Below are 22,617 nucleotides of genomic sequence, written 5' to 3'. Positions count from 1 at the left end.
CGCCGTATCCGGCGACGGGTGTAATGAGGTTTTCTGCCTTTCTTTTGTCTTTTGTAAGGCGGCCCTGCTGATCGTGCCGGCCATGTTCGTTGTGCTTCGTCCCGCTTGGTCTCTCGCTTTGCGCCGCCTTCGTCACTGAGCTTACGGACCCATCATGGCTAGCGCAACCGCATTGCAAACCCGTCCCGCTGTCGCGGAAAACGATTTCACTATTCGTCCTTTCGACGGCCCGCTGGGCGCCGAGATCACCGGTCTCGACATCAACCTCACATCCGACCGCGACATCGCAGAACTGCGCGCTGCGCTCGTCAAACACAGTGTCATCGTACTGCGCGACCAACGCATCACGCCGGAAGAGCATGTTGCCTTCAGCCGCCGCTTCGGCCCGCTGCAGGTGCATGTACTCAATCGCTTCCACCTCAAGAATCATCCGGAAATCATGATCGTTTCCAATGTGGTGGAAAACGGCCAACCGATCGGTCTGGTCGATGCAGGCGCGGACTGGCATTCGGATCTGTCATACATGCCCAAGCCCAGCCTGGGTTCGTTGCTGCATGCGCAGGAGCTGCCGCCGGAACAGGGCGACACGCAGTTCGCCAACATGTTCAACGCCTATGACAGCTTGCCGGCGGATGTGAAGAAGACCATTGAGGGACGCCGCGCCGTGCATTCGTACGTTTACCGTTATCGCCGCTTGCAGGCGCTGTCGCCGTGGCGCGTCGACCTGACGCAAAAGCAGATCGATGAGGTGCCTGACGTCGAGCATCCGGTGGTGCGCACACATCCCGAAAGCGGCCGCAAGGCGTTGTTTGTGAGCGAAGGTTTTACCTCGCACATCATCGGTTTGCCCAAGGATGAGAGCGATGCGCTGCTGAAGCTGCTGCATGAGCATATGGTGCGCGCCGAGAACGTCTATACGCACAAATGGCAACCGCACGATATCGTGTTCTGGGATAACCGCAGCACCGTGCATTACGCGCCGATCACGCCGCAGCATTTGCGCCGCACGCTGTATCGCACCACGGTGGAAGGCGATGTGCCGTTTTGAATTGCTTCTGTTGAATTGTTTCTGTCTTGATAATGAATAAGTAAGACAAAGTTGCTAAAAGCCCTCCTTGGAGGGCTTTTTTATTGGCAATCTTGCATTGTTGCTATCGAATAAGGAACGTCGTCCATCGCATCGGGTCCAAATTGCATCCCGCCGCATTATTCAAACAACATAAGGAGAACGCAATGAAATTCCGCACAACTTTCATGATCGTCGTATTGGCACTGGTTGGCATTTTTGCCGCTGTGAACTGGGAGGCCTTTTTGGCGCCGACGCAGTTGACGCTGGTGTTCATGGATTTTCAGGCGCCGCTGGGGTTGGTGATGCTGGGCGTAGTGATCGTGCTGACGGCGGTCTTTTTGATGTATGTGATGGCGCTGCAGACCAGCGTGCTGTTTGAGACGCGCCGCCTGACCAAGCAGCTCGATACGCAACGCGACCTGACCGAACAGGCGGAGAAGTCGCGCTTCATCGAATTGCGCGGTTATCTGCAAAGCGAATTGCAACAGTTGCAGCAGCGCCAGAACGCACATCTGAGCGCGCTGACCAACAAACTGGAGTCGGTGCAGCAGGACATCCAGCAACGCGGCCAGCTGACGGAAAACGCCGTTGCCGCACAGATCGGCGAACTGGATGATCGCCTGCAACGGCATGGCGTCGGCGTGAGTGCTGTGGGCATCAAGGCAATCTGAAGCACCCGCTCCTTTTCACTCTTCGCTCAGAATGCACAATGCCCCGTGAGGGGCATTTTTTTTACAGCCAAAGCCTGAATCAGGCGCGTATCAGACGCCGTAACGCGTGCGATACGCTGCCACAGCGTCCTTGTATTGCGAGAGCTGCGCGTCGGCGCCGGCATGAGCCAGGTATTCCAGCAGGTCGTTGAGGTTGCCGATGGAGATCACGGGCATGTCGTAGGCTTTGGCGACTTCCTGCACGGCCGAGTGGGCCGACAGGGCGTCATCCTTGCCGGAGCGTTCCATGCGGTCAAGCGCGATCAGGACGGCGCATGGGGTGGCGCCCGCGGCGCGGATCATGTCGACCGATTCGCGCACCGAGGTGCCTGCGGAGATGACGTCATCGATGATGACCACGCGGCCTTGCAGCTTGGCGCCGACGATGGTGCCGCCTTCGCCGTGGTCCTTGGCTTCCTTGCGATTGTAGGCGAACGGCACGTTGCGGCCGTGACCGGCCAGCGCAACGGCGGTGGCGGACGCCAGGGTGATGCCCTTGTAGGCAGGGCCGAAAAGCATGTCGTATTCGACGCCGGATTCTTGCAGCGTCTGCGCGTAGAACTGCGCGACCTTGGCCAGCGCGGCGCCTTCGTTGAACAGGCCGGCGTTGAAGAAGTACGGCGAGGTGCGGCCGGCCTTGGTGATGAACTCGCCGAAGCGCAATACGCCTGCGGAGACGGCGAACTCAATGAATTCTTGTCGTAAGTTGCTCAAAATATATTCCCGAAAGATTGTCTGCGGAGAAACCCGCGCGCTGCCGCCCGACAGCGCTGGCTTGCAAAGACCCACATTTTAAATGAATCAGGTATGCTACGCGCCTGACTTTTACGTGAGTTTCCCCATGCCAAAAATCGTCTCCGCCAATCTCAACGGCATCCGCTCCGCCGCCAAAAAGGGTTTCTTCGAGTGGATGGCCAAGGAATCCGCCGACTTCATCTGCGTGCAAGAGCTCAAGGCGCAGGAAGCCGACATGACTGAAGATTTTTTGACGCCGAAGGGTTACGTCGGCCATTTTCACTATGCGGAGAAGAAGGGTTACTCCGGCGTCGGCCTGTACAGCAAGCGTAAACCTGATGCCGTGCGCATCGGTTTCGGCACCAAGGAGTTCGACGATGAAGGCCGTTATGTCGAATGCGACTTCGGCGACATCACGGTGATCTCGCTGTATTGCCCATCGGGTTCGTCGAGCGAAGAACGCCAGCAGGCGAAGTTCCGCTTCATGGAAGTGTTTCTGCCGCACTTGCAGGAGTTGAAGGACAGCGGCCGCGAGATCGTCATCTGCGGCGACTGGAACATCGCGCACAAGGAAATCGACCTGAAGAACTGGAAGAGCAACCAGAAGAATTCTGGCTTTCTGCCGGAAGAGCGCGCCTGGCTGACACGCGTGTTTGACGAGCTGGGCCTGGTGGACGTGTACCGCACCATCCATCCGGAAACCACCGGCGACGCCTACACCTGGTGGAGCAATCGCGGCCAGGCCTGGGCCAACAACGTGGGTTGGCGCATCGACTATCACATCGCGACTGCCGGTATTGCCAAGAAGGCGAAGACGGCCGCGATCTACAAGGAAGCGCGCTTCTCGGATCACGCGCCGCTGACGATCGATTACAAGGGCTGATCGCCTTTGCATGCCGCTTGAACACTGCTTGCGCTGCGCCGGCGGCAATAAAAAAGCCCTCGATAACGAGGGCTTTTTTGTGCGCGGAAGAAAACCGGTCGCGTAAGGTTGAGGTTACGCGGCAGCTTTCTTCGGTGCGGCCTTTTTAGCAGCGGGCTTCTTTGCTGCTGCAGGTTTCCTGGCGGCCGGTTTCTTCGCTGCTGCGGCCGGTTTGGCCTTGGCAGCCGCCGTCGTTTCGGCATCATCGCCTTCTGCTGCGGCTGCAGCCTTGCCCTTGGCAGGCGCCTTGGCTTTGCGCTCCTCGAACTCGAAGCTGATCTTGCCGTCCTTGCCGCGCGTCAGGAATGCCTTGAATGGACGGCGCGTACGTTGCGAGATGAAGCCCGGCAGCAAATCGGTCTTGCCTTCGTTGAGCAGCTTGGCCATTTGCTCCGGCAGAATTTCTTGCTGCAGAATGATGCGGCCGCTGCGGAAGTCGCAGGTCTTCGGTTTGGCAACCTGCTTTTCGCAGACGTAGGCCAGTCCCATTTCGTAGACGCCGCTGCCGCATTTCGGGCAAGGGCCGAGTGGTGTCTGCTCGCTGAAGTCGACCGGTTCGCCGCCCTCGCCTTCGCCGTCGTTCTGACCGAAGTCGAACTCGAGCTTGTAGTTGTTGATTTCGTTGTCGCGCGAGATTTTCAGGATCGCCGCGAACGGACGGCCCATCTTGGAGCGGAAACCTTGCAGCGGGCCGATGGTGCGGTTCGCCAGCAGCTCTTCCACTTCCGGGATTTCAAACTGACGGCCGGCCGGCGTCTTGCTCATCGAGAATTCGCACTTGGTGCAGGCGAAACGGCGATAGTTTTCCTTCACCACGCTGCCGCAATTCGGGCACGGCGTCTTCAAGGTCGCGTAGTCGCCGGGGATGGTGTCGTTGTCGTATTCCTTGGCGCGCTTGACGATGACCTGCGTCATCTGGGCGATCTCGCGCATGAACTCTTCACGGCTGATTTTGCCGCGTTCCATCTGCGCCAGCTTTTGTTCCCATTCGCCGGTCAGTTCAGGCTCGGTCAGTTCATCCACGCCAAGGCCGTGCAGCAGCGTCATGAGCTGGAACGCCTTGGCGGTCGGCATCATTTCGCGGCCTTCGCGCAGCAGGTATTTTTCGTTCAGCAGGCCTTCGATGATGGCTGCGCGCGTTGCCGGCGTGCCGAGACCTTTGCCCGCCATCGCTTCGCGCAATTCATCGGAGTCGATCAGCTTGCCGGCGCCTTCCATGGCGGACAGCAGCGTCGCTTCGGTGTAGCGTGCGGGGGGTTTGGTGACCAGACCGTTGGCGGTGACCTTGTCGGTCTTGACCTTTTCGTCCTTGGCGACGGCGACCAGAGTGCCACTGTTTTCGTCTTTCTCGTCGACGATGTCCTTGCCATAGATCGCCAGCCAGCCCGGGTTGGTCATGACCTTGCCTTCAGTTTTGAACTGATGGCCGGAGACTTCGGTGAAGCGCGTGGTGACCTGGAATTCGGCGGCCGGGAAGAACACCGCCATGAAGCGGCGTGTCACCAGGTCGTACAGTTTCTGTTCCGGCTCGGACAGGTTCTTCGGCACTTGCGTGGTCGGGATGATCGCAAAGTGATCGCTGATCTTGGTGTTGTCGAAGATGCGCTTGTTCGGCTTGACCCAACCCTGCTTGAGGATCTGCTTGGAGAACTGGTGGTAGTTATTGTTCTCGGACAGCGACTCCATCGTTTCCTTGACGGTCTGCAGGTAATCTTCCGGCAGATGGCGCGAGTCGGTACGCGGATAGGTCAGGACCTTGTGCTTTTCGTACAGGGCCTGCGCCAGGCCGAGCGTATTCTTGGCCGAGAAGCCGAAGCGCGAGTTGGCTTCGCGTTGCAGGCTGGTCAAATCGAACAGGCCAGGCGCCATTTGCGTGGTCGGCTTGGATTCTTCGGTGACGGTGCCGATCTTGCCGCGGCAGGCGGCGACGATGGATTCGGCGGCGGCCTTGCTCCACAGACGCTCAGGACGCTTCTCAGGATCGTTCTCGTCCTTCTTGTGCATCTTGTCGAGCCAACGGCCTTCATAGATGCCGGCGGCGCAAACGAACTCACCGCGCACTTCCCAAAAATCGCGGGACACGAATTTCTTGATCTTCTCTTCGCGCTCGACCACGATCGACAGGGTCGGCGTTTGCACGCGGCCGACGGTGGTCAGGTAGAAGCCGCCTTCTTTCGAATTGAACGCGGTCATGGCACGCGTGCCGTTGATGCCGATCAGCCAGTCCGCTTCGCTGCGGCAACGGGCGGCGTCGGCCAGCGGCAGCATGTCTTCGTCCTTGCGCAGGTTGGCGAAACCGTCGCGAATCGCGCCCGGCGTCATCGATTGCAGCCACAGGCGCTGCACCGGTTGCTTGGCTTTGGTGTATTGCGCGATCAGGCGGAAAATCAGTTCGCCTTCTCGCCCCGCGTCACATGCGTTGATCAGGCCGGTGACGTCCTTGCGCTTGATGAGCTTGTTCAGCGCTTTAAGACGCGACTCGGTCTTGGCGATCGGGTTGAGCGCAAAGTGCGGCGGAATCATCGGCAGATGCGTGAAGGTCCATTTACCGCGCTTGACGTCGTATTCCTCGGGCACCGCGATTTCCAGCAGGTGGCCGACGGCGGAGGACAGTACGTATTCGTCGGATTCGAAGTACTCATCGTGCTTGGTAAAGCCGCCGAGCGTCTTCGCGATGTCGTTCGCGACAGAGGGCTTCTCGGCAATGATGAGGGTCTTGCTCATAAATATGATCTCAAAAGAGGATACAAAATGTGGTCGTCAGCTACTTGCCGGACGGCACCAAAATGAGGCGGCCTGGCAGAATTTATATTGCGTATTGGCAATATGCTTTTTATATAGTAGCTAATATTCGAGGATTGCGGGGGAATGATAAGCGCGATGCGGAAGAAACGGCAAGCGCGGCGGCATGCCTGTGGTGGACGACAGACGCGTCCACCAAGGAAAACCGGGAGAATCTAGGGGAATAACGAACCGATTTAGTGCAACAGACGGGGTTCGTCGTCATCTTCATCGAGAAACAGCTCGTCGAACATCAGACCGTCCGGCTCCTTGCCTTGGCTCCACAACACCATCAGTACGATGACTTTGAGCTTTTCCAGCGACACCGGCGCATCGCCGATGGCCAGCGCGCGTTCAATGACGATCTCGCGTTGGACGGCGTTGAGCATTTTGGCTGATTCGAGGAACTGGATGAAACCGACAGCTTCCGTACCCAATACGTCCATTTCTTGCGTGGCGTACATGCGTATGCCGAAAGAGAAGGCGGTTTGCTGAGGGTACTGATCGGCGAATTCGTGATTGGCTTCTTCGAGATCGGTCAGCCAACCGAGGGCGCGCGTGATTTCCTCATCCTCAAAACCAATGGCGGTCAATTTCTTGACCAAGGCCGCTGGTTCAGGGCAGGCATCGGGGCGATAGTAGGTTTCGTACAGATAAACAAGGACGTCAAACATGGCTCTACTCTATCGCGAAGGTTGACACAACACAAGTCTACGAATCCAGTATGGCAGGATTTTCAAATTTTCGCAGAATATCTTTCGGTTGCTTTTTGTGCATTGTCTAATTCATACGACGATACATTCCGCCGGGTAAAGATTCGACCATGCCCTCCATTTCAAGCGTGAGCAGACGCGCGTTCAACGCAGCGGCATCAAGCCCGCTGCGCATGCTCAACATGTCGCCGGCGATGGGATCGAAACCCATCGCCTTCAGCACGAGATCTTCATCGTGATTGTGATCCTGATTGTTCATCAGCGTCATTTGCTTCGGCGCCTGGAACGGCACCGGTAACGTCAACCTGCCAAGCTCTTCCAGAATGTCTTCCGCCGATTCGACCAGCTTGGCGCCTTGCTTGATCAGCAAGTGACAACCCTTGGACAACGGCGAGTGAATCGAACCAGGAATCGCAAACACGTCGCGCCCTTGTTCCGCCGCCATTCTCGCCGTTATCAACGAGCCTGATTGCGCCGCTGCTTCCACCACCAGCACTGCGCGCGACAGCCCCGAGATGATCCGATTGCGGCGCGGAAAATTGCTGGCGATTGGCGGCATGCCGAGCGGGTATTCGCTGATGATGCAGCCTTCTTCCGCGAGACGATGTGCGAGTGCGCGATTGCGCGCCGGATAGACGATGTCGAGTCCGGTTCCGATCACGGCAACGGTCGAGCCGCTGCCACGCAGACCGCCCTGATGCGCAGCGGCATCAATGCCTAGTGCAAGTCCCGATACGATGGTCAGTCCGGCGCGACTGGCCGCATCGGAAAACCGCTCGCTGTTTTGTATGCCTTGTGCGGTGGCGTTGCGGCTACCGACGACGGCCAGCGACGTCGCCGCCAATAATTCTGCGCGTCCTTTTATATACAGCAGCACCGGCGGGTCGGGGATATTCAACAGGGCTTGCGGGTACCCGGCATCGGCCAGCGTGACGATGCGATTTCCCGGCTCTTCAATCCAGGCAAGCGTGCGGTCGATATCGTTTTGCATCATCGCTGACGGTGGCTTCAGCAAGGCGCATGCAATGCGTCCGGTCACCACCGCACTCAATGCAGTGATATCGGCAGCGAAGATATCCGAGGGCATGCCGAAGGCGCTTAGCAATCTGCGAGCGGCTTCCACACCGACGCCTTCGGTTTGCGTCAGGCGGATCCAGTCGGACAGCTCCGTCGTGTCGTTCAGAAATGCGTTATTCAACATCCTTGGTTTTCATTCTTTCTTGCTGTGGCGCGTACGCCTTATCCCCCACCTGTACCGGTTCGCGCGCTTGTGTGATCAAGCCGTACGAAACACGATCGAAGACACGCACAATCAGCAAACAGCCACGCTCCTCTTCCGGGAGCTGAAGCTGGAGTTGTTGCGGCTGCGCTGTTTGCGCCGTGCGTGAAATGGTTTTTGCAGCAGACAGACTCAACAGCTCGCCCTCGCTGATGCGGTCGCGCGCACCCTTGTTGATCGCCACGATCTGGTGTTGTGCTGCGTGCCCGGCACCGTCGGCGATCGACACGATCAGCGCCTCAACCGCCGGTGAAGAACGTCGCGGAGAAATTGCGCGCGGTGCTTCAGCCTGCATCGCAAGCAAGCGGTCGCCGATGGCAATTTCGCGCGTGGCGTCCGTGATCAGAAAGCGGTGCAATCCGTCCTCGGTCTGCTCCTGCAAGACTGCGGTGCCCAGCAAGAGCGCTTCCTCGCCGAGCGGCTCTTTGCTGAGCGGATCCAACAGACGCTGCCCCGAACGCACAATGCGAAATTCAGACACGCCATGCAAATCTCCCTGCACATACATCTTGTCGTCCTTGCCCAGATACGCGCGTTTTTCCGGCGCAGCAACGATGCGTGGCGCGGACTCCAATGCCAGGGTGTCGGACACCATCGGCAAGCGCAGCCACGGCGCCAGCGCGCGACCGGCGATCGTCGCGGCAGGTGCCGCCGGCAAGGGAGTACTCCTGATTTCAGGTGCAGCATGCACCATGCGGAGCAAGGCCTCCTGAACCTCCGGCGATGTTGCACAAACGCCGCCGGACAGTCCGAACAAGAGGAGAGCGAGGCCGGCTATGATAAAATTTTTCAAGAATTGCCCCTCAGTGCGGCAAATTGCGGCGCGCGCCAGAATCAGCCAAAAGTCTTTTTAGTTGCAACATTGACAATAAAAAGCAGATTCTGCCGCCAAATCCTTGAACTAGCAAGAACAACCCTCAGCTACCTCCCAGCGCTATCTTTTTTATAGCCCAGTGAGTAAATACGTATGGCCTTATTGAATATCCTCCGCTACCCGGACCCCCGACTGCACAAAGTCGCCAAGCCCGTCACCGTGTTTGACGATCGCATCAAGAAACTGGTCGCCGACATGGCCGAAACCATGTACGACGCGCCCGGCGTCGGCCTGGCCGCGACCCAGATCGACGTGCACGAGCAAGTCATCGTGATCGACGTTTCCGATACCAGCAACGAGCTGCGCGTGTTCATCAATCCGGAAATCACCTGGTCCAGCGAGGAAAAGCAGGTCTACGACGAAGGCTGCCTGTCGGTGCCCGGCATCTACGACGGCGTCGAACGTCCGGCGCGCGTGAAGGCGCGCGCACTGGATGCGGATGGGAAGGAATTTGAAGTGGAAGCCGACGGCCTGCTGGCGGTCTGCATCCAGCATGAAATGGATCACCTCAAGGGCAAGGTCTTCGTGGAATACCTGTCGCCGCTCAAGCGTAATCGCATCAAGACCAAGATGCTCAAGGAAGAGCGCGAACTGAAGCGCGGATAAGCCGACGTTCCTGGCAGCTCAGTAAATAAAAAGGCCTGCAGATTGCAGGCCTTTTTTACGGCTCACTGCTGAGTCACCGCTGGGTCGCTGCGTCAGGAATCGCCATGAAGCGATAAATCCCATCGTCGCCCAGCTGTCGTTGCAACACGCCGTCAAACCACAGCTTGTGCAAATGCGCGACCGCTTCGCCCAGCGCAAAGCTGAGCTGATGCGTATCGAGCGGGCGCTTGAACATCACCGGCAAAATCTCCACCGCCGTCTTCGGCGTCGCGCACGCTTCCACCACTTCCGCCAGACGCGCGCGGTGATGATCGTTCAGTTGTGTGATGCGCGTATGCAATCCGCGGAACGGTTTGCCGTGCGACGGCAGCACCAGCGTGTCATCGGCGAAACCGGCATATTTCTTCAGCGAATCCAGATATTGCTGCACCGGATTGGCTTCCGGCTCGATGGCGAACACCGACACGTTGGTGGAAATGCGCGGCAACACCATGTCGCCGGAAATCAGCAGACGCGCATCGTCGGCGTACAGCGACACATGTTCCGGCGAATGGCCGAAGCCTGTAATCACGCGCCAGTCGCGTCCGCCGATGCGCACCGTGCGCTGATCCTGCAGGCGCGTGTACGACAGCGGTACGCCCGGCACCAGGTTCTGATAGTAGTTGTTGCGTCCCGACAATTTGTCGATCAGCTCCTCATCGGTCAAGCCATGCAGACGAAAATGCGGCGCCGCCGCCGTGCCGTCTGCGCCCGGCAAACCGGCCGACATCAGCCGCGCGAAGGCGTATTCGCCGGCGCTCATCCACAGCGGCGCGTTCCAGCGCTTGCACAGCCAGTCGGCAAGGCCGACATGATCCGGGTGGCAATGCGTGACCAGTACGCGAATAATCGGCAAGCCGCGCAATTGCGTGGCGAAAATGCTTTCCCAGCTTTCTTTCGTGACATCGGTGGAGATGCCGCAGTCGACCGCAGTCCAGCCGCGCACACGTCCGGCCGGCGTCTCGATCTCGTCTTCCAGCAGCCACAGATTGATGTGATCCAGCGCAAACGGCAGCCCCATGCGCAGCCACAAGATGCCGGGAGCGACTTCCAAGGTGGCGCCCAGAGCGGGCAAGGTGTCGCCGAAGGCGTATTCGAGCTGGGATTCAAGAGCGTTCATGGGTACCTGACTGTAATCGGAAGTTTGCCCGGCGTTATCAAACTGGCAAAACACGAAGAAATATTTTCATTTTTTGCAGAGCAGCCTACAATATACTTTACGTTAACGTAAAGTGCCACGACCACTCCAGAAACCGCAACGCGTCATCCCGAAGAGATCATGCCGACCTACACCATTACTGAGCTGGCCAAGGAATTCGACATCACGCCGCGCGCGATCCGGTTCTATGAGGATCAGGGCCTGCTGAGTCCCAGGCGCGAAGGCAGCGGCGGCCGCAACCGGGTCTATGCCGCGCGTGAACGCACCCGCCTCAAGCTCACCCTGCGCGGCAAACGTCTCGGCCTCACTCTCTCGGAGATCAAGAACCTGGTTGACATGTACGAGTCGCCCAAGGATACCGAAGCGCAGTTGAAACGTTTCCTCGGCGTGCTTGCTCAGCATCGCGAAAAACTGGAACGCCAGCGCGAAGACCTCGAAGTGACCCTGGAAGAAATCGCCGCGCACGAGGCCGAATGCCTGCAACTTCTGGAAACGGCCTTGCCGGAAAAGAGCTCGCCAAAACGCGCCACCGCCGCCAGAAAATCCGCCTGACCCCATGAACGCCTATTGCTTAATATTTAGGCAAATTACGCATTTCAATTGACGTTAACGTAAAGCATATAAATCAATAACGCATTTATCAGAAACGAGGAGACACAACATGATTCATCTGCCAGGTTTGACCTTCGATCACGGAGAAGATATTGCAGCGCTGCGCGAGAGCGTGGCGGCGTTTTCCCAGGCTGAAATCGCCCCGCGCGCAGCAGAGATCGACCGCAGCGACCAGTTCCCGATGGACCTGTGGAAGAAAATGGGCGATCTCGGCGTGCTCGGCATCACCGCCGATGAAGAATACGGCGGCGCGGCCATGGGATATCTGGCGCACATCGTCGCGCTGGAAGAAATCTCGCGCGCCTCGGCCTCGGTCGGCTTGTCTTACGGCGCGCACTCCAACCTGTGCGTGAACCAGATCAAGCGCAACGGCACTACCGAGCAAAAGAACAAGTACCTGCCCAAGCTGATTTCGGGCGACTTCATCGGCGCGCTCGCCATGTCCGAACCCAATGCCGGCTCCGACGTAGTCAGCATGAAGCTGCGCGCCGACCTAAAAGGTGACCGCTACGTTCTCAACGGCAGCAAGATGTGGATCACCAACGGGCCCGACGCCGACGTGCTGGTGGTGTACGCCAAGACCGATCTGGAAGCAGGCGCGCGCGGCATGACGGCCTTCCTGGTGGAAAAGGGCTTCAAGGGATTTTCCGTCGCACAAAAACTCGACAAGCTGGGCATGCGCGGTTCGCACACCGGAGAACTGGTGTTCCAGGATTGCGAAGTGCCTGTAGAGAACGTGCTCGGCGGCGTCGGTCGCGGCGTCAACGTGCTGATGTCCGGCCTCGACTACGAACGCACCGTGCTGTCCGGCGGCCCGCTGGGCATCATGCAGGCCTGTATGGATGTGGTCGTGCCGTACGTGCATGACCGCAAGCAGTTCGGCCAGTCGATTGGCGAATTCCAGCTGATGCAGGGCAAGATCGCCGACATGTATTCGACCATGATGGCGTGCAAGGCCTATGTCTACGCCGTCGGCCAGGCCTGCGACCGCGCCAGGACGCCGGATGCGGCGCGCGCCCTGCGCAAAGACGCGGCCGGCGCTATTCTCTACTCTGCAGAAAAAGCCACCTGGATGGCCGGCGAGACCATTCAGGCGCTGGGCGGCAACGGCTACATCAACGAATACCCGGCCGGGCGCCTGTGGCGCGACGCCAAGCTCTACGAGATCGGCGCCGGCACCAGCGAAATCCGCCGCATGCTGATCGGCCGAGAACTGTTTGCAGAAACGATGTAAGGCAGCGGCGAAAACCGCATGCCCTTGAGTTAAGTACCCGCATCCCCGTCGTCCCGGCGAACACCGGGTACTGACTTTCGTCAGGACGACAGTTCTACGGAGTTTCTGTTTAACAGTTTTTCAGATTTCACTTTTTCCATACTTTGTTCACGTATTTCATTGACTAGCAGCAGGAGAAGATCATGCAAGACCCAATCGTTATCGTCGGCGCCGCGCGCACTCCCATGGGCGCTTTTCAGGGCGAACTGACGGCGTTGACCGCCAGCGACCTCGGCGCCGCCGCTATCAAGGCCGCGCTGGAACGCGCCGGTGTCGCACCGGATCAGGTGCAAGATGTGTTGTTCGGCAACTGCCTGATGGCGGGCCAGGGCCAGGCGCCTGCGCGCCAGGCGGCGATCAAAGCAGGCATCCCGGTCTCGGCCGGCGCCGTAACTTTGTCGAAAATGTGCGGCTCCGCCATGCAGGCCGCCATGTTCGGTTTCGACTCCATCCTTGCGGGCACCAATGAAGTGGTGGTCGCGGGCGGCATGGAATCGATGACCAACGCGCCTTACCTGATTCCGAAAGCGCGCGGCGGTTATCGCATCGGCCACGGCATGATCTACGACCACATGATGCTCGACGGCCTCGAAGACGCTTACGACAAGGGCCGCGCGATGGGCACCTTCGGCGAGGACTGCGCGGCGAAATACCACTTCACGCGCGAAGACCAGGACGCATTTGCAATCGCCTCGGTCAAGCGGGCGCAACAGGCCACCGCCGACGGTTCGTTCAAATGGGAAATCGCACCGGTCACCGTCGCGACGCGCGCCGGCGATGTCGTCGTCGACACCGATGAAGGTCCGCGCAAAGCCAAGGTAGAGAAGATCCCGACGCTCAAGGCTGCCTTCAAGAAAGACGGCACCATCACCGCCGCCTCGTCGTCGTCCATCAACGACGGCGCCGCCGCCCTGGTGCTGATGCGCGAATCGACCGCGAAGAAACTCGGCTGCACGCCGATTGCCCGCATCGTCGGCCACGCGCGCCACTCGCAGGAACCGAACTGGTTCACCACCGCACCGATCGGCGCCATCAACAACCTGTACAAGAAAATCGGCTGGAGCACCGCCGACGTCGACCTGTTTGAAATCAACGAAGCCTTTGCCGCCGTGCCGATGGCCGCGATGAAGGAACTCGGCATCACCCACGACAAGGTCAACATCCACGGCGGCGCCTGTGCACTGGGCCATCCTATCGGCGCTTCGGGTGCGCGCATCCTGGTCACGCTGATTGGTGCGCTGAAGAAGACCGGCGGAAAACGCGGCGTGGCATCGCTGTGCATCGGCGGCGGTGAAGGCACCGCGATGGCGATTGAACTGGTGTGAACCAAACAGAGAACAATATGAGCGATCAAAAAACTCCCGTCGATTTCTATTTCGACTTCAGCTCGCCCTACGGCTATTTCGGTTCCTTGCATATCGAAAAGCTGGCGGCGCAATACGGCCGCACGGTCAACTGGCACGCGATCCTGCTGGGGCCGGTGTTCAAGGTGATGGGCATTGCACCGATCGCCAACGTCCCGTTGAAAGGCGACTACTCGCACCACGACATGGAGCGTACCGCGCGCTTTCACAACATCTTGTTCAAACGTCCCGATGTGATGCCGATCGCCTCGCAGCACGCGGCACGTGCGGTGTTGTGGACGCAGAAAAACGATGCTGCGAAAGCCGTCAATCTGATCCATACGCTGTACAGCGCCTATTTCACCGAGAACATCGATATCAGCAAACTTGAGACGGTGCTTCGCATCGCCGGCGATATCGGCATCGATGCCGAAAAACTGACCGTTGCGCTGAACGACGATGCCATCAAGGATGCCTTGAAGACGGAGGTCGCGGCATCCATCGAACGCGGCGTGTTCGGCTCGCCGTTCGTGATCGTCGATGGCGAATCGTTCTGGGGCTTCGACCGCTTCAACCAGCTTGAAGTCTTTTTGAAGGATGGAAAGATCTGATGGCAGGCAAAGAAGACAAACAGGCTTGTCCCTGCGGCAAAGGCGTCTATGGCGTTTGCTGCGGGCGCTTTATCTCCGGCGCAGCGGTGCCGGCGACAGCGGAGCAACTGATGCGTTCGCGCTATACGGCGTTCTCATTGCGAGAAGAAGCGTACCTGCGTTCGACCTGGCATCCCGACACGCTGCCGGACGAGCCGATCACTGCGGAAACTGACGTCAAGTGGATAGGCCTCGACGTAATCAGGCACATGCATGTCAAGGATGCCGATGAAGCGACAGTGGAATTTGTCGCTCGCTTCAAGGTCGCCGGCCGTGCGCATCGCCTGCACGAGGTCAGCAGTTTTGTACGCCAGCCCGATGCCGCAGGCGTCGCGCGCTGGTATTACGTCGACGGCGCTTTTCCGGACGACGAATAAGAACAGGTAATACGTAACAGGTAACAAGCAGCTAGCAGGAAGCAGCGCTAAAAACGATACACGGAGACAAAGGATCACCATGCCGCAACTCGACAGCAAACTGAATACGCGCAGCGAAGACTTTCAGAACAATACGACGGCGATGCAAGCCATCGTCGATGACCTGAAGGAAAAGATCGCCGTCATCGCGCAAGGCGGCGGCGAGACCGCACGCAACAAGCATCTGGCGCGCGGCAAACTGCTGCCGCGCGACCGCGTGCAGATGCTGCTCGATCCGGGCACGCCCTTTCTGGAGTTTTCGCAGCTGGCCGCGTACGGCATGTACCAGGAGAAAGAAGGCAAGGATGCCGCACCGTCGGCCGGCATCATCACCGGCATCGGCCGCGTCGCCGGACAGGAATGCGTGATCGTCTGCAACGATGCGACCGTCAAAGGTGGCACCTACTACCCGATGACCGCCAAGAAGCATTTGCGCGCGCAAGAGATTGCCGAATTCAATCACCTGCCCTGCATCTATCTGGTCGACAGCGGCGGCGCCAACCTGCCGAACCAGGATGAAGTCTTTCCCGACCGCGACCACTTCGGCCGCATCTTCTTCAACCAGGCCAACCTGTCGGCCAAAGGCATTCCGCAAATCGCGGTGGTGATGGGTTCTTGCACCGCCGGCGGTGCCTACGTGCCGGCGATGAGCGATGAATCCATCATCGTCAAGGACCAGGGCACCATCTTCCTGGCCGGACCGCCGCTGGTGAAGGCCGCCACCGGCGAAGTCGTCACCGCCGAAGAACTGGGCGGCGGCGATGTGCACACGCGCCTGTCTGGCGTGGTCGATCATCTGGCGCAAAACGATCTGCACGCGCTGTCGATTGCGCGCAGCATCGTCGGCAACCTCAACCGCAGCAAGCCGCAGCAACTGGCGGTACGCGAGGTGCAGGAACCGAAGTATCCGGCACGCGAGTTGTACGGCATCATCCCGACCGACACGCGCAAACCCTTCGACGTGCGCGAAGTCATTGCGCGCGTGGTCGACGGCAGCGAGTTCGACGAATTCAAGGCGCGCTACGGCACCACGCTGGTATGCGGCTTCGCGCATCTGTACGGCATGCCGGTGGGCGTCATCGCCAACAACGGCATTTTGTTTTCCGAGTCGGCATTGAAGGGTGCGCACTTCATTGAGCTGTGCTGCCAGCGCAAGATTCCGCTGATCTTCCTGCAGAACATCACCGGCTTCATGGTCGGCAAAAAATACGAAAACGAAGGCATCGCGCGTAACGGCGCCAAGATGGTGACGGCGGTGTCGACTGCCGCCGTGCCGAAGCTGACGATGATCATCGGCGGCAGTTTCGGCGCCGGCAATTACGGCATGTGCGGCCGCGCGTTTTCGCCGCGCTTCCTGTGGATGTGGCCGAACGCGCGCATCTCGGTGATGGGCGGCGAACAGGCGGCCAGCGTGCTGGCGACCGTCAAGCGCGACGGCATTGAATCCAGGGGCGGCACCTGGTCGGCGGAAGAAGAAGCCGCCTTCAAGTCGCCGATCCGCGAACAGTACGAGCATCAGGGCCATCCCTACTACGCCTCGGCGCGCCTGTGGGATGACGGTGTAATTGATCCAGCCGATACGCGCATGGTGCTCGGCCTGGGATTGAGTGCAGCCTTGAATGCACCGATTGAAGAGACGAAGTTCGGCGTGTTCCGGATGTAATTCCGCCACGACAAAACAAACAGAATTGACGTCTGAGGAGACAAGATGTTCAGCAAAATCCTGATCGCTAATCGCGGCGAAATCGCCTGCCGGGTGGCCGAAACCGCACGCAAGCTCGGCATCAAGACCGTCGCCGTGTATTCGGAAGCGGATGCGCAGGCCAAGCATGTCGCGGCCTGCGACGAAGCCGTGTTGATCGGTCCGGCGCCGGCCAAGGAAAGCTATCTGCTGGGAGAAAAGATCATCGCCGTGGCGCTGGCGACCGGTGCGCAGGCAATCCATCCCGGCTACGGTTTCTTGTCGGAGAACGCCGGTTTTGCCGAGGCGTGCGCCAGGGCAGGACTGGTCTTCATCGGGCCGCCGGCGTCGGCAATCCATGCGATGGGTTCGAAATCGGCAGCGAAAGCCTTGATGGAAAAAGCCAAGGTTCCGCTGGTCCCCGGTTATCACGGCGACAATCAGGACGCCGACTTCCTGCAAAAGGAAGCCGACCGCATCAGCTATCCGGTGTTGCTCAAGGCGAGTGCGGGCGGTGGCGGCAAGGGCATGCGCATTGTCGAAAAATCGGAAGACTTCAAGGCTGCGCTGGCGTCGTGCAAACGCGAGGCAATCAACAGCTTCGGCGACGACAAGGTGCTGGTGGAGCGTTACCTGACACGCCCGCGCCATATCGAGATCCAGGTGTTCGCCGACAGCCATGGCGAATGCGTCTATCTGTTCGAACGCGATTGCTCGGTACAGCGCCGTCATCAGAAGGTGCTGGAAGAAGCGCCTGCGCCCGGCATGAGCGAAGAGCGCCGCCGCGCCATGGGCGAAGCGGCCGTCGCCGCTGCCAAGGCGGTCGGCTATGTCGGCGCCGGCACGGTCGAATTTATTGCCAATCAGGACGGCTCGTTCTACTTCATGGAAATGAATACGCGCCTGCAGGTCGAACATCCCGTGACCGAAATGATCACCGGCCTCGATCTGGTGGAATGGCAGTTGCGCGTGGCCTTCGGTGAGCATCTGCCGCTGCGTCAGGAGCAATTGCAACTCAACGGCCATGCCATCGAAGCGCGCATCTATGCGGAGAATCCGGAGAAAGGCTTCCTGCCATCGATCGGCACGCTGCGCTATCTGCATACGCCGCCTGCGGTGCACTTCCGCGTCGACAGCCACGTCCAGACACCGGCGGCGGTGCGCATCGATTCGGGCGTGCGCGAAGGCGATGCGATTTCGCCGTTCTATGACCCGATGATCGCCAAGCTGATCGTCTGGGGCAAGGACCGCAACGCCGCGCTGGCCAATATGGCGGCAGCGCTGGCGCAGTATCGCATCGTCGGGCTCGCCACCAATATCGGATTTCTGCAGCGGCTGATTGCCGGACAGGCATTTTCCACCGCCGATCTCGACACCGGCCTGATCGAACGCAATCACGATGCCTTGTTCCCTGCATTGCAACCTGCATCGACAGCCACGCTGGCAATGGCAGCTTCCTTGCTGCTGTCGCAGGAAGCGGAACGTGTCAGCGACAGCAGCAACCCATGGACGCACACCAGCGGCTGGCGCATGAACGGCAGCCTGCTGCGCCCATTGCAGTTTGCCGACGAGGCGGGCTCCTATCAGATCCAGGTCGAATATCGCGGCGACCGGCAATGGACGCTGCATCGCGATGGCGAGCGGCATGCCCTGCGCTTTGACACGCAGGGGGCAGCAGATCTTCGCATCACGCTGGACGACTCCACACTCGCGGGCAATGTAGTGCGCGACGCCGATATCTTCCACATCTTCCATCAAGGCCGCCACGCCGTACTGACCTGGGACGACCCGCTGGCGCACGCCGGTCACAGCGAAAGCGAAGGCGGCCGTCTGACGGCGCCGATGCCGGGCAAGATCGTCGCCGTGCTGGTCGAGAAAGGCCACAGCGTCACCAAGGGTGCGCCACTGCTGATCATGGAAGCGATGAAGATGGAGCACACGATTGCTGCGCCGGCCGACGGTGTGATTGACGAACTGCTTTATCTGGTCGGCGACCAGGTGACGGAGGGCGCGCAATTGCTGGCGTTCACGCCGGGCTGATCTGTCTTCTATGCGCGTCCATCCCTACGGCCTGCCGTCCAGCGTGTACGTGCTTGAGCGCGGCTGGCTGTCGTCCAACAACGTCTTGTTCCTCGGCGCCGAAGAGACGGCGCTGGTCGACACCGGCTATGTCACGCACGCTGCGCAAACCCTGGCGCTGGTCGAACATGTGCTCAATGAACAAGGCCGCCCGCCACAACTGGATCGCGTGATCAACACGCATCTGCATTCCGATCATTGCGGCGGCAATGCTGCCTTGCAGGCGCGCTATCGCTGCCGCACAACGATCCCGCATGCCGAGGCCGGCAAGGTGGCGCGGTGGGATGAAGACGCGCTGAGCTACAAGGCCACCGGCCAGCAATGTGCGCGCTTTGTCTTCGACGATACTTTGCAGGACGGCGACACGCTATTGCTCGGCGATCTGAAATGGACAGCGCTCGCGGCGCCCGGACACGATCCGCATTCATTGATTCTGTACTGCGCGCAGGAGGGCATCCTGATCTCGGCCGATGCCTTGTGGCAGAACGGCTTCGGCGTGATCTTTCCCGAGCTGGACGGCGAGTCGGGATTTATGGAAGCGCGCGCGACTTTGGATCTGATTTCGAGGCTTGACGTACGCGTGGTGATTCCCGGCCATGGTGCGCCGTTCACGGAGGTGAAACAGGCCCTGGCGACGGCATATTCGCGTCTCGATTATTTGCAGGCAGATCCTTTGCGCAATGCGCAGAATAGCGTCAAGGTGATGCTCAAGTTTCTGCTGCTGGAAAGACAGGCGATTCCTTTGCACGATGTCGCGGCGATGATGGCGGATATTCCTCTTCTCGCGCGCTGCAATCGCCGCTACTTCCAGCTTAGCGATGAAGCACTGGCAGAGTGGGCGACTGCACAGCTGATCAAGGCGGGCGCAGCGAGCAGTGACGGCGACGTACTGCACAATGCGGGTTGATAGCAGGCAGACGGCACACCGGCGGCAGCGACGATGTGTTACGGGTAAAATCAGCGGCTTACTCCACTCTTCTCCCCGACGCGATGCGCATCCTGTTTCAGACCGCCGACACTGCCAACCAGGACGCCTGGTTGAGCGATCTCCGTTCCGCCATGCCGCATGCCGAAATTCGCGTCTGGCAATCCGGCGACACCGCCCCGGCCGATTACGCCATCGTGTGGAAACCGCCGTTCGAGATGCTGCAAGGCCATCCCGAACTGAAGGCGGTCTTCAATCTTGGCGCCGGTGTGGATGCGATCCTGCAATTGAACGTAGTGCCGGAGAATCTGCCGCTGATCCGCATCGATGATGGCGGCATGGCGGAGCAAATGGCGGAGTTTGCCACGCATGCCGTGCTGCGCTATTACCGCCGCCTCGATGAGTATGAACAACTGGCGCGCCGCGGCGACTGGAAACCGCTGCCGCCGTTCGAGCGCAGCGACTTCGGCATCGGTGTACTGGGTCTGGGCGTGCTGGGACAACGCATTGCGGAAAGCCTGCAGCATTTCGGCTTTCAGGTCAGCGGCTGGAGCCGCAGCCCGAAGACGCTGCCGGGCGTGAAGGCCTATGCCGGCACTGAACAACTGAGCCAATTCCTGCAAGGCACGCGCGTGCTGATCTGCATGCTGCCGCTGACACCCGATACGGCCGGCATCCTCAATCGAGAGACCCTGTCGCAGTTGCCGCGCGGCGCGTATCTGGTAAACCTGGCGCGTGGCGGCCATCTGGTCGAGGCCGATCTGCCGCCGCTGCTGGAAAGCGGCCAGATCGCCGGCGCGACGCTGGATGTGTTTCAGGAAGAACCGCTGCCGCCGCAGCACCCGTTCTGGAAAGATCCGCGCATCGCCATCACGCCGCATATTTCCGCACTGACCGTACGCAGCGAGGCGGCGCGTCAGATTGCAGAGAAGATCGTCGCCATGGCTCGCGGAGAACGCGTAATCGGTCTGGTTGATCGCAACAGAGGATATTAAACATGGAACAGAATCAGCACGAAACACTTCCCGATTCCGCGCAGCGCGTGGCGAATCTGCTGAGCGAACTGAAGCACGACCGGCCGGTAGTCATGCTGCCCAGCGCCGGACGCACCTCGGCCGAAGCCGCCGCCGGCCTCGGCTGCAGCGTGGCGGAAATTGCCAAGTCCATCATCTTTCGGCGACTGTCCGACGATGCGCCGGTACTCGTGATCGCCAGCGGCAGCAACCGCGTGGATGAAGCCAAGGTAGCGGCGCAGGTCGGCGCGCTCGGCAAGGCCGACGCCAAATTCGTGCGTGAAAAGACGGGCTATGTCATCGGCGGGGTCTGCCCGATCGGCCACGCCGTCAAACCGGTAATGCTGCTGGATCAGGATCTGTTCCGCTACGACAGCGTGTGGGCGGCGGCGGGACATCCGCATGCCGTCTTCAATCTGACCGCGCAGCAATTGCAGGCGATGACCGGTGCGCCGGTGGCAGATGTTGCGCTGGCGCCGGCGTCATCCGCCATGCCTGCCGAAAGCGTCCCGCAGGCAAACTGATATCATCAAATCCATATTCAAATGCATAGCCGCCAAGGCAGAGGAGACACCCCATGAGCTTGCCCAAGAAAGTCAAAATCGTTGAAGTCGGTCCGCGCGACGGCTTGCAGAACGAGAAGGAAACCATCTCCGCCGAAGTCAAGATCGAGCTGGTGAACCGGCTGACCTCCGCCGGTTTCGTGAACGTCGAAGCGGCGTCCTTCGTCTCGCCGAAATGGGTGCCGCAGATGGCGACCTCAAGCGAAGTCATGCAGGGCATCACGCGCAAACCCGGTGTGATCTATTCGGCGCTGACGCCGAACATGAAGGGCTTTGAGGCGGCGCTGGCGGCCGGTGTGGATGAAGTCGTGATCTTCGGCGCGGCGTCGGAAGCCTTCTCGCAAAAGAACATCAACTGCTCGATTGCCGAATCGATCGAGCGCTTCCGGGAAGTGGCGCAGGCTGCCAAGGAACACAAGATACGCTTGCGCGCCGCCGTCAGCTGCGCCTTCGGTTGCCCGTATCAGGGCGAAGTGCCGCTGTCGTCAGTGTCGGATGTGGTCGGCCGCTTCCGCGATCTGGGTTGCGATGAAATCGACATCGCCGACACCATCGGCGTGGCCACGCCCAACAAGGTGGCGCCGGTGATGCAGGCGGCGATCCGCGAATTCAACATTGATGGTTTGTCGGGCCACTTCCATGACACTTACGGTCAGGCGCTGGCCAACATCTACGCCAGCCTGGAAGTCGGCATCACGATTTACCACTCTTCGGTCGCCGGCCTGGGCGGCTGCCCTTACGCCAAAGGTGCCACCGGCAACGTCGCCTCGGAAGACGTGCTGTACATGATGCAGGGACTGGGGATTGAAACCGGCATCGATCTGGATATCGTAGTCGACGCCGGTCAGTTCATCTCCGAACATCTGGGCCGCAAGGCGGTGAGTCGTGCGGGCAATGCAATTGCTGCGAAGAGAAGAGGTTGAGAGTACGGTATTTCCGTATGAAATACGCGCGGCGGAACACAAAGTGAAAAGCGGCATGGTCAATTCTCGATCATGCCGCTTTTTTTTTGGTTTCTTTGCTCACGCAGGCGCGGCGGTTTATACCTGAGCGGGACAGGTGTCCGACTTTGGCGAAAAACGGGCGCAACAGGCACGCCAGGCACGATAGGCCGTCAAAGCTGCTCTGCAACGCGACGCCGGGGCGTGAAAATCCCTGAGGCAAGACCTCAAGCG

Annotated in this window: 21 protein-coding genes; 15 read left to right on the top strand and 6 right to left on the bottom strand. The window is 59.7% G+C overall.

Going from position 1 to position 22,617, the window contains the following annotated elements; all coding sequences use genetic code 11:
- The first annotated feature begins 154 nt into the window (after positions 1 to 154).
- On the top strand, positions 155 to 1,048 hold the full coding sequence (locus AC1RN6_RS05405) for a TauD/TfdA dioxygenase family protein (RefSeq protein WP_493003660.1): 894 nt from the start codon (positions 155 to 157) through the stop codon (positions 1,046 to 1,048).
- Positions 1,049 to 1,233: 185 nt separating this feature from the next.
- Entirely contained in the window at positions 1,234 to 1,740 is a 507-nt protein-coding gene (locus tag AC1RN6_RS05400) for a LapA family protein (RefSeq protein ID WP_493003658.1), read from the top strand.
- 90 nt (positions 1,741 to 1,830) lie between these two features.
- On the opposite strand, the gene pyrE is transcribed toward AC1RN6_RS05400, so the two are convergent.
- A complete protein-coding gene (gene pyrE / locus AC1RN6_RS05395; RefSeq protein WP_007881179.1) occupies positions 1,831 to 2,493 on the bottom strand; it encodes an orotate phosphoribosyltransferase in 663 nt (220 codons plus the stop codon).
- 127 nt (positions 2,494 to 2,620) lie between these two features.
- Between pyrE and AC1RN6_RS05390 the strand changes: the two genes are divergently transcribed.
- Positions 2,621 to 3,397, top strand: coding sequence for an exodeoxyribonuclease III (locus AC1RN6_RS05390; protein WP_493003656.1), 777 nt, complete (start codon positions 2,621 to 2,623; stop codon positions 3,395 to 3,397).
- Between the two features lie 114 nt (positions 3,398 to 3,511).
- Here the strand turns inward: AC1RN6_RS05390 and AC1RN6_RS05385 are convergent, their stop codons facing one another.
- From AC1RN6_RS05385 to AC1RN6_RS05370, 4 genes are all read right to left on the bottom strand, one after another.
- Positions 3,512 to 6,160: a DNA topoisomerase III gene (locus AC1RN6_RS05385; protein WP_493003654.1), complete on the bottom strand. Its 2,649-nt coding sequence runs from the start codon at positions 6,158 to 6,160 to the stop codon at positions 3,512 to 3,514.
- Between the two features lie 254 nt (positions 6,161 to 6,414).
- The gene (locus AC1RN6_RS05380; RefSeq protein ID WP_493003652.1) at positions 6,415 to 6,891 is read right to left on the bottom strand and encodes a Smg family protein; all 477 of its coding nucleotides are present in this window, start codon (positions 6,889 to 6,891) and stop codon (positions 6,415 to 6,417) included.
- A gap of 106 nt (positions 6,892 to 6,997) precedes the next feature.
- Entirely contained in the window at positions 6,998 to 8,131 is a 1,134-nt protein-coding gene (gene dprA, locus AC1RN6_RS05375) for a DNA-processing protein DprA (RefSeq protein WP_493003650.1), read from the bottom strand.
- The gene (locus tag AC1RN6_RS05370; protein ID WP_493003648.1) at positions 8,121 to 8,867 is read right to left on the bottom strand and encodes a hypothetical protein; all 747 of its coding nucleotides are present in this window, start codon (positions 8,865 to 8,867) and stop codon (positions 8,121 to 8,123) included. Before AC1RN6_RS05370 ends, dprA begins: the two co-directional genes overlap by 11 nt.
- 309 nt (positions 8,868 to 9,176) lie before the next feature.
- Between AC1RN6_RS05370 and def the strand changes: the two genes are divergently transcribed.
- On the top strand, positions 9,177 to 9,689 hold the full coding sequence (def, locus tag AC1RN6_RS05365; RefSeq protein WP_493003646.1) for a peptide deformylase: 513 nt from the start codon (positions 9,177 to 9,179) through the stop codon (positions 9,687 to 9,689).
- Between the two features lie 73 nt (positions 9,690 to 9,762).
- Here the strand turns inward: def and AC1RN6_RS05360 are convergent, their stop codons facing one another.
- A complete protein-coding gene (locus AC1RN6_RS05360; RefSeq protein WP_493003644.1) occupies positions 9,763 to 10,848 on the bottom strand; it encodes an MBL fold metallo-hydrolase in 1,086 nt (361 codons plus the stop codon).
- Between the two features lie 159 nt (positions 10,849 to 11,007).
- On the opposite strand from AC1RN6_RS05360, the gene AC1RN6_RS05355 reads away from it, so the two are divergent.
- The 11 genes from AC1RN6_RS05355 (at position 11,008) to AC1RN6_RS05305 (ending at position 22,365) form a co-directional block, all read left to right on the top strand.
- On the top strand, positions 11,008 to 11,439 hold the full coding sequence (locus AC1RN6_RS05355) for a MerR family transcriptional regulator (RefSeq protein WP_493003642.1): 432 nt from the start codon (positions 11,008 to 11,010) through the stop codon (positions 11,437 to 11,439).
- A gap of 109 nt (positions 11,440 to 11,548) precedes the next feature.
- On the top strand, positions 11,549 to 12,733 hold the full coding sequence (locus tag AC1RN6_RS05350; protein WP_493003640.1) for an isovaleryl-CoA dehydrogenase: 1,185 nt from the start codon (positions 11,549 to 11,551) through the stop codon (positions 12,731 to 12,733).
- Between the two features lie 182 nt (positions 12,734 to 12,915).
- Positions 12,916 to 14,097, top strand: coding sequence for an acetyl-CoA C-acetyltransferase (locus AC1RN6_RS05345; protein ID WP_493003639.1), 1,182 nt, complete (start codon positions 12,916 to 12,918; stop codon positions 14,095 to 14,097).
- A gap of 17 nt (positions 14,098 to 14,114) precedes the next feature.
- Positions 14,115 to 14,726 carry a 2-hydroxychromene-2-carboxylate isomerase gene (locus tag AC1RN6_RS05340; protein WP_493003637.1) on the top strand — a complete coding sequence of 204 codons (612 nt, stop codon included), beginning with the start codon at positions 14,115 to 14,117 and terminating at the stop codon, positions 14,724 to 14,726.
- Positions 14,726 to 15,142, top strand: a complete 417-nt coding sequence (locus tag AC1RN6_RS05335) for a YchJ family protein (protein ID WP_493003635.1) — start codon at positions 14,726 to 14,728, stop codon at positions 15,140 to 15,142. Before AC1RN6_RS05340 ends, AC1RN6_RS05335 begins: the two co-directional genes overlap by 1 nt.
- Before the next feature lie 79 nt (positions 15,143 to 15,221).
- Positions 15,222 to 16,844, top strand: coding sequence for a carboxyl transferase domain-containing protein (locus AC1RN6_RS05330; protein WP_493003633.1), 1,623 nt, complete (start codon positions 15,222 to 15,224; stop codon positions 16,842 to 16,844).
- Positions 16,845 to 16,889: 45 nt separating this feature from the next.
- Positions 16,890 to 18,902 carry an acetyl/propionyl/methylcrotonyl-CoA carboxylase subunit alpha gene (locus AC1RN6_RS05325; RefSeq protein ID WP_493003631.1) on the top strand — a complete coding sequence of 671 codons (2,013 nt, stop codon included), beginning with the start codon at positions 16,890 to 16,892 and terminating at the stop codon, positions 18,900 to 18,902.
- A 10-nt stretch (positions 18,903 to 18,912) separates the two neighbouring features.
- A complete protein-coding gene (locus AC1RN6_RS05320) occupies positions 18,913 to 19,848 on the top strand; it encodes an MBL fold metallo-hydrolase (RefSeq protein WP_493003629.1) in 936 nt (311 codons plus the stop codon).
- 83 nt (positions 19,849 to 19,931) lie between these two features.
- On the top strand, positions 19,932 to 20,861 hold the full coding sequence (locus AC1RN6_RS05315) for a 2-hydroxyacid dehydrogenase (RefSeq protein WP_493003628.1): 930 nt from the start codon (positions 19,932 to 19,934) through the stop codon (positions 20,859 to 20,861).
- Positions 20,862 to 20,863: 2 nt separating this feature from the next.
- Positions 20,864 to 21,403, top strand: coding sequence for a YbaK/EbsC family protein (locus AC1RN6_RS05310; protein WP_493003627.1), 540 nt, complete (start codon positions 20,864 to 20,866; stop codon positions 21,401 to 21,403).
- Positions 21,404 to 21,456: 53 nt separating this feature from the next.
- Entirely contained in the window at positions 21,457 to 22,365 is a 909-nt protein-coding gene (locus AC1RN6_RS05305) for a hydroxymethylglutaryl-CoA lyase (RefSeq protein ID WP_493003625.1), read from the top strand.
- The last annotated feature ends 252 nt before the right edge of the window (positions 22,366 to 22,617 follow it).

It is taken from the genome of Herbaspirillum sp. GW822-FHT03A08 (genome assembly GCF_058801885.1).
This window is presented reverse-complemented; position numbering and strand designations above follow the sequence as displayed.

Excerpts from the sequence above, each read along its gene's own strand:
- AC1RN6_RS05405 (WP_493003660.1), top strand. The coding sequence starts at position 155 with ATGGCTAGCGCAACCGCATTGCAAACCCGTCCCGCTGTCGCGGAAAAC.
- AC1RN6_RS05385 (WP_493003654.1), bottom strand. The coding sequence starts at position 6,160 with ATGAGCAAGACCCTCATCATTGCCGAGAAGCCCTCTGTCGCGAACGAC.
- def (WP_493003646.1), top strand. The coding sequence starts at position 9,177 with ATGGCCTTATTGAATATCCTCCGCTACCCGGACCCCCGACTGCACAAA.
- dprA (WP_493003650.1), bottom strand. The coding sequence starts at position 8,131 with ATGTTGAATAACGCATTTCTGAACGACACGACGGAGCTGTCCGACTGG.
- AC1RN6_RS05315 (WP_493003628.1), top strand. The coding sequence starts at position 19,932 with ATGCGCATCCTGTTTCAGACCGCCGACACTGCCAACCAGGACGCCTGG.
- AC1RN6_RS05345 (WP_493003639.1), top strand. The coding sequence starts at position 12,916 with ATGCAAGACCCAATCGTTATCGTCGGCGCCGCGCGCACTCCCATGGGC.
- AC1RN6_RS05390 (WP_493003656.1), top strand. The coding sequence starts at position 2,621 with ATGCCAAAAATCGTCTCCGCCAATCTCAACGGCATCCGCTCCGCCGCC.
- AC1RN6_RS05330 (WP_493003633.1), top strand. The coding sequence starts at position 15,222 with ATGCCGCAACTCGACAGCAAACTGAATACGCGCAGCGAAGACTTTCAG.
- AC1RN6_RS05400 (WP_493003658.1), top strand. The coding sequence starts at position 1,234 with ATGAAATTCCGCACAACTTTCATGATCGTCGTATTGGCACTGGTTGGC.
- AC1RN6_RS05320 (WP_493003629.1), top strand. The coding sequence starts at position 18,913 with ATGCGCGTCCATCCCTACGGCCTGCCGTCCAGCGTGTACGTGCTTGAG.
- AC1RN6_RS05340 (WP_493003637.1), top strand. The coding sequence starts at position 14,115 with ATGAGCGATCAAAAAACTCCCGTCGATTTCTATTTCGACTTCAGCTCG.
- AC1RN6_RS05305 (WP_493003625.1), top strand. The coding sequence starts at position 21,457 with ATGAGCTTGCCCAAGAAAGTCAAAATCGTTGAAGTCGGTCCGCGCGAC.
- AC1RN6_RS05350 (WP_493003640.1), top strand. The coding sequence starts at position 11,549 with ATGATTCATCTGCCAGGTTTGACCTTCGATCACGGAGAAGATATTGCA.
- AC1RN6_RS05310 (WP_493003627.1), top strand. The coding sequence starts at position 20,864 with ATGGAACAGAATCAGCACGAAACACTTCCCGATTCCGCGCAGCGCGTG.
- AC1RN6_RS05360 (WP_493003644.1), bottom strand. The coding sequence starts at position 10,848 with ATGAACGCTCTTGAATCCCAGCTCGAATACGCCTTCGGCGACACCTTG.
- AC1RN6_RS05380 (WP_493003652.1), bottom strand. The coding sequence starts at position 6,891 with ATGTTTGACGTCCTTGTTTATCTGTACGAAACCTACTATCGCCCCGAT.
- AC1RN6_RS05335 (WP_493003635.1), top strand. The coding sequence starts at position 14,726 with ATGGCAGGCAAAGAAGACAAACAGGCTTGTCCCTGCGGCAAAGGCGTC.
- AC1RN6_RS05355 (WP_493003642.1), top strand. The coding sequence starts at position 11,008 with ATGCCGACCTACACCATTACTGAGCTGGCCAAGGAATTCGACATCACG.
- AC1RN6_RS05325 (WP_493003631.1), top strand. The coding sequence starts at position 16,890 with ATGTTCAGCAAAATCCTGATCGCTAATCGCGGCGAAATCGCCTGCCGG.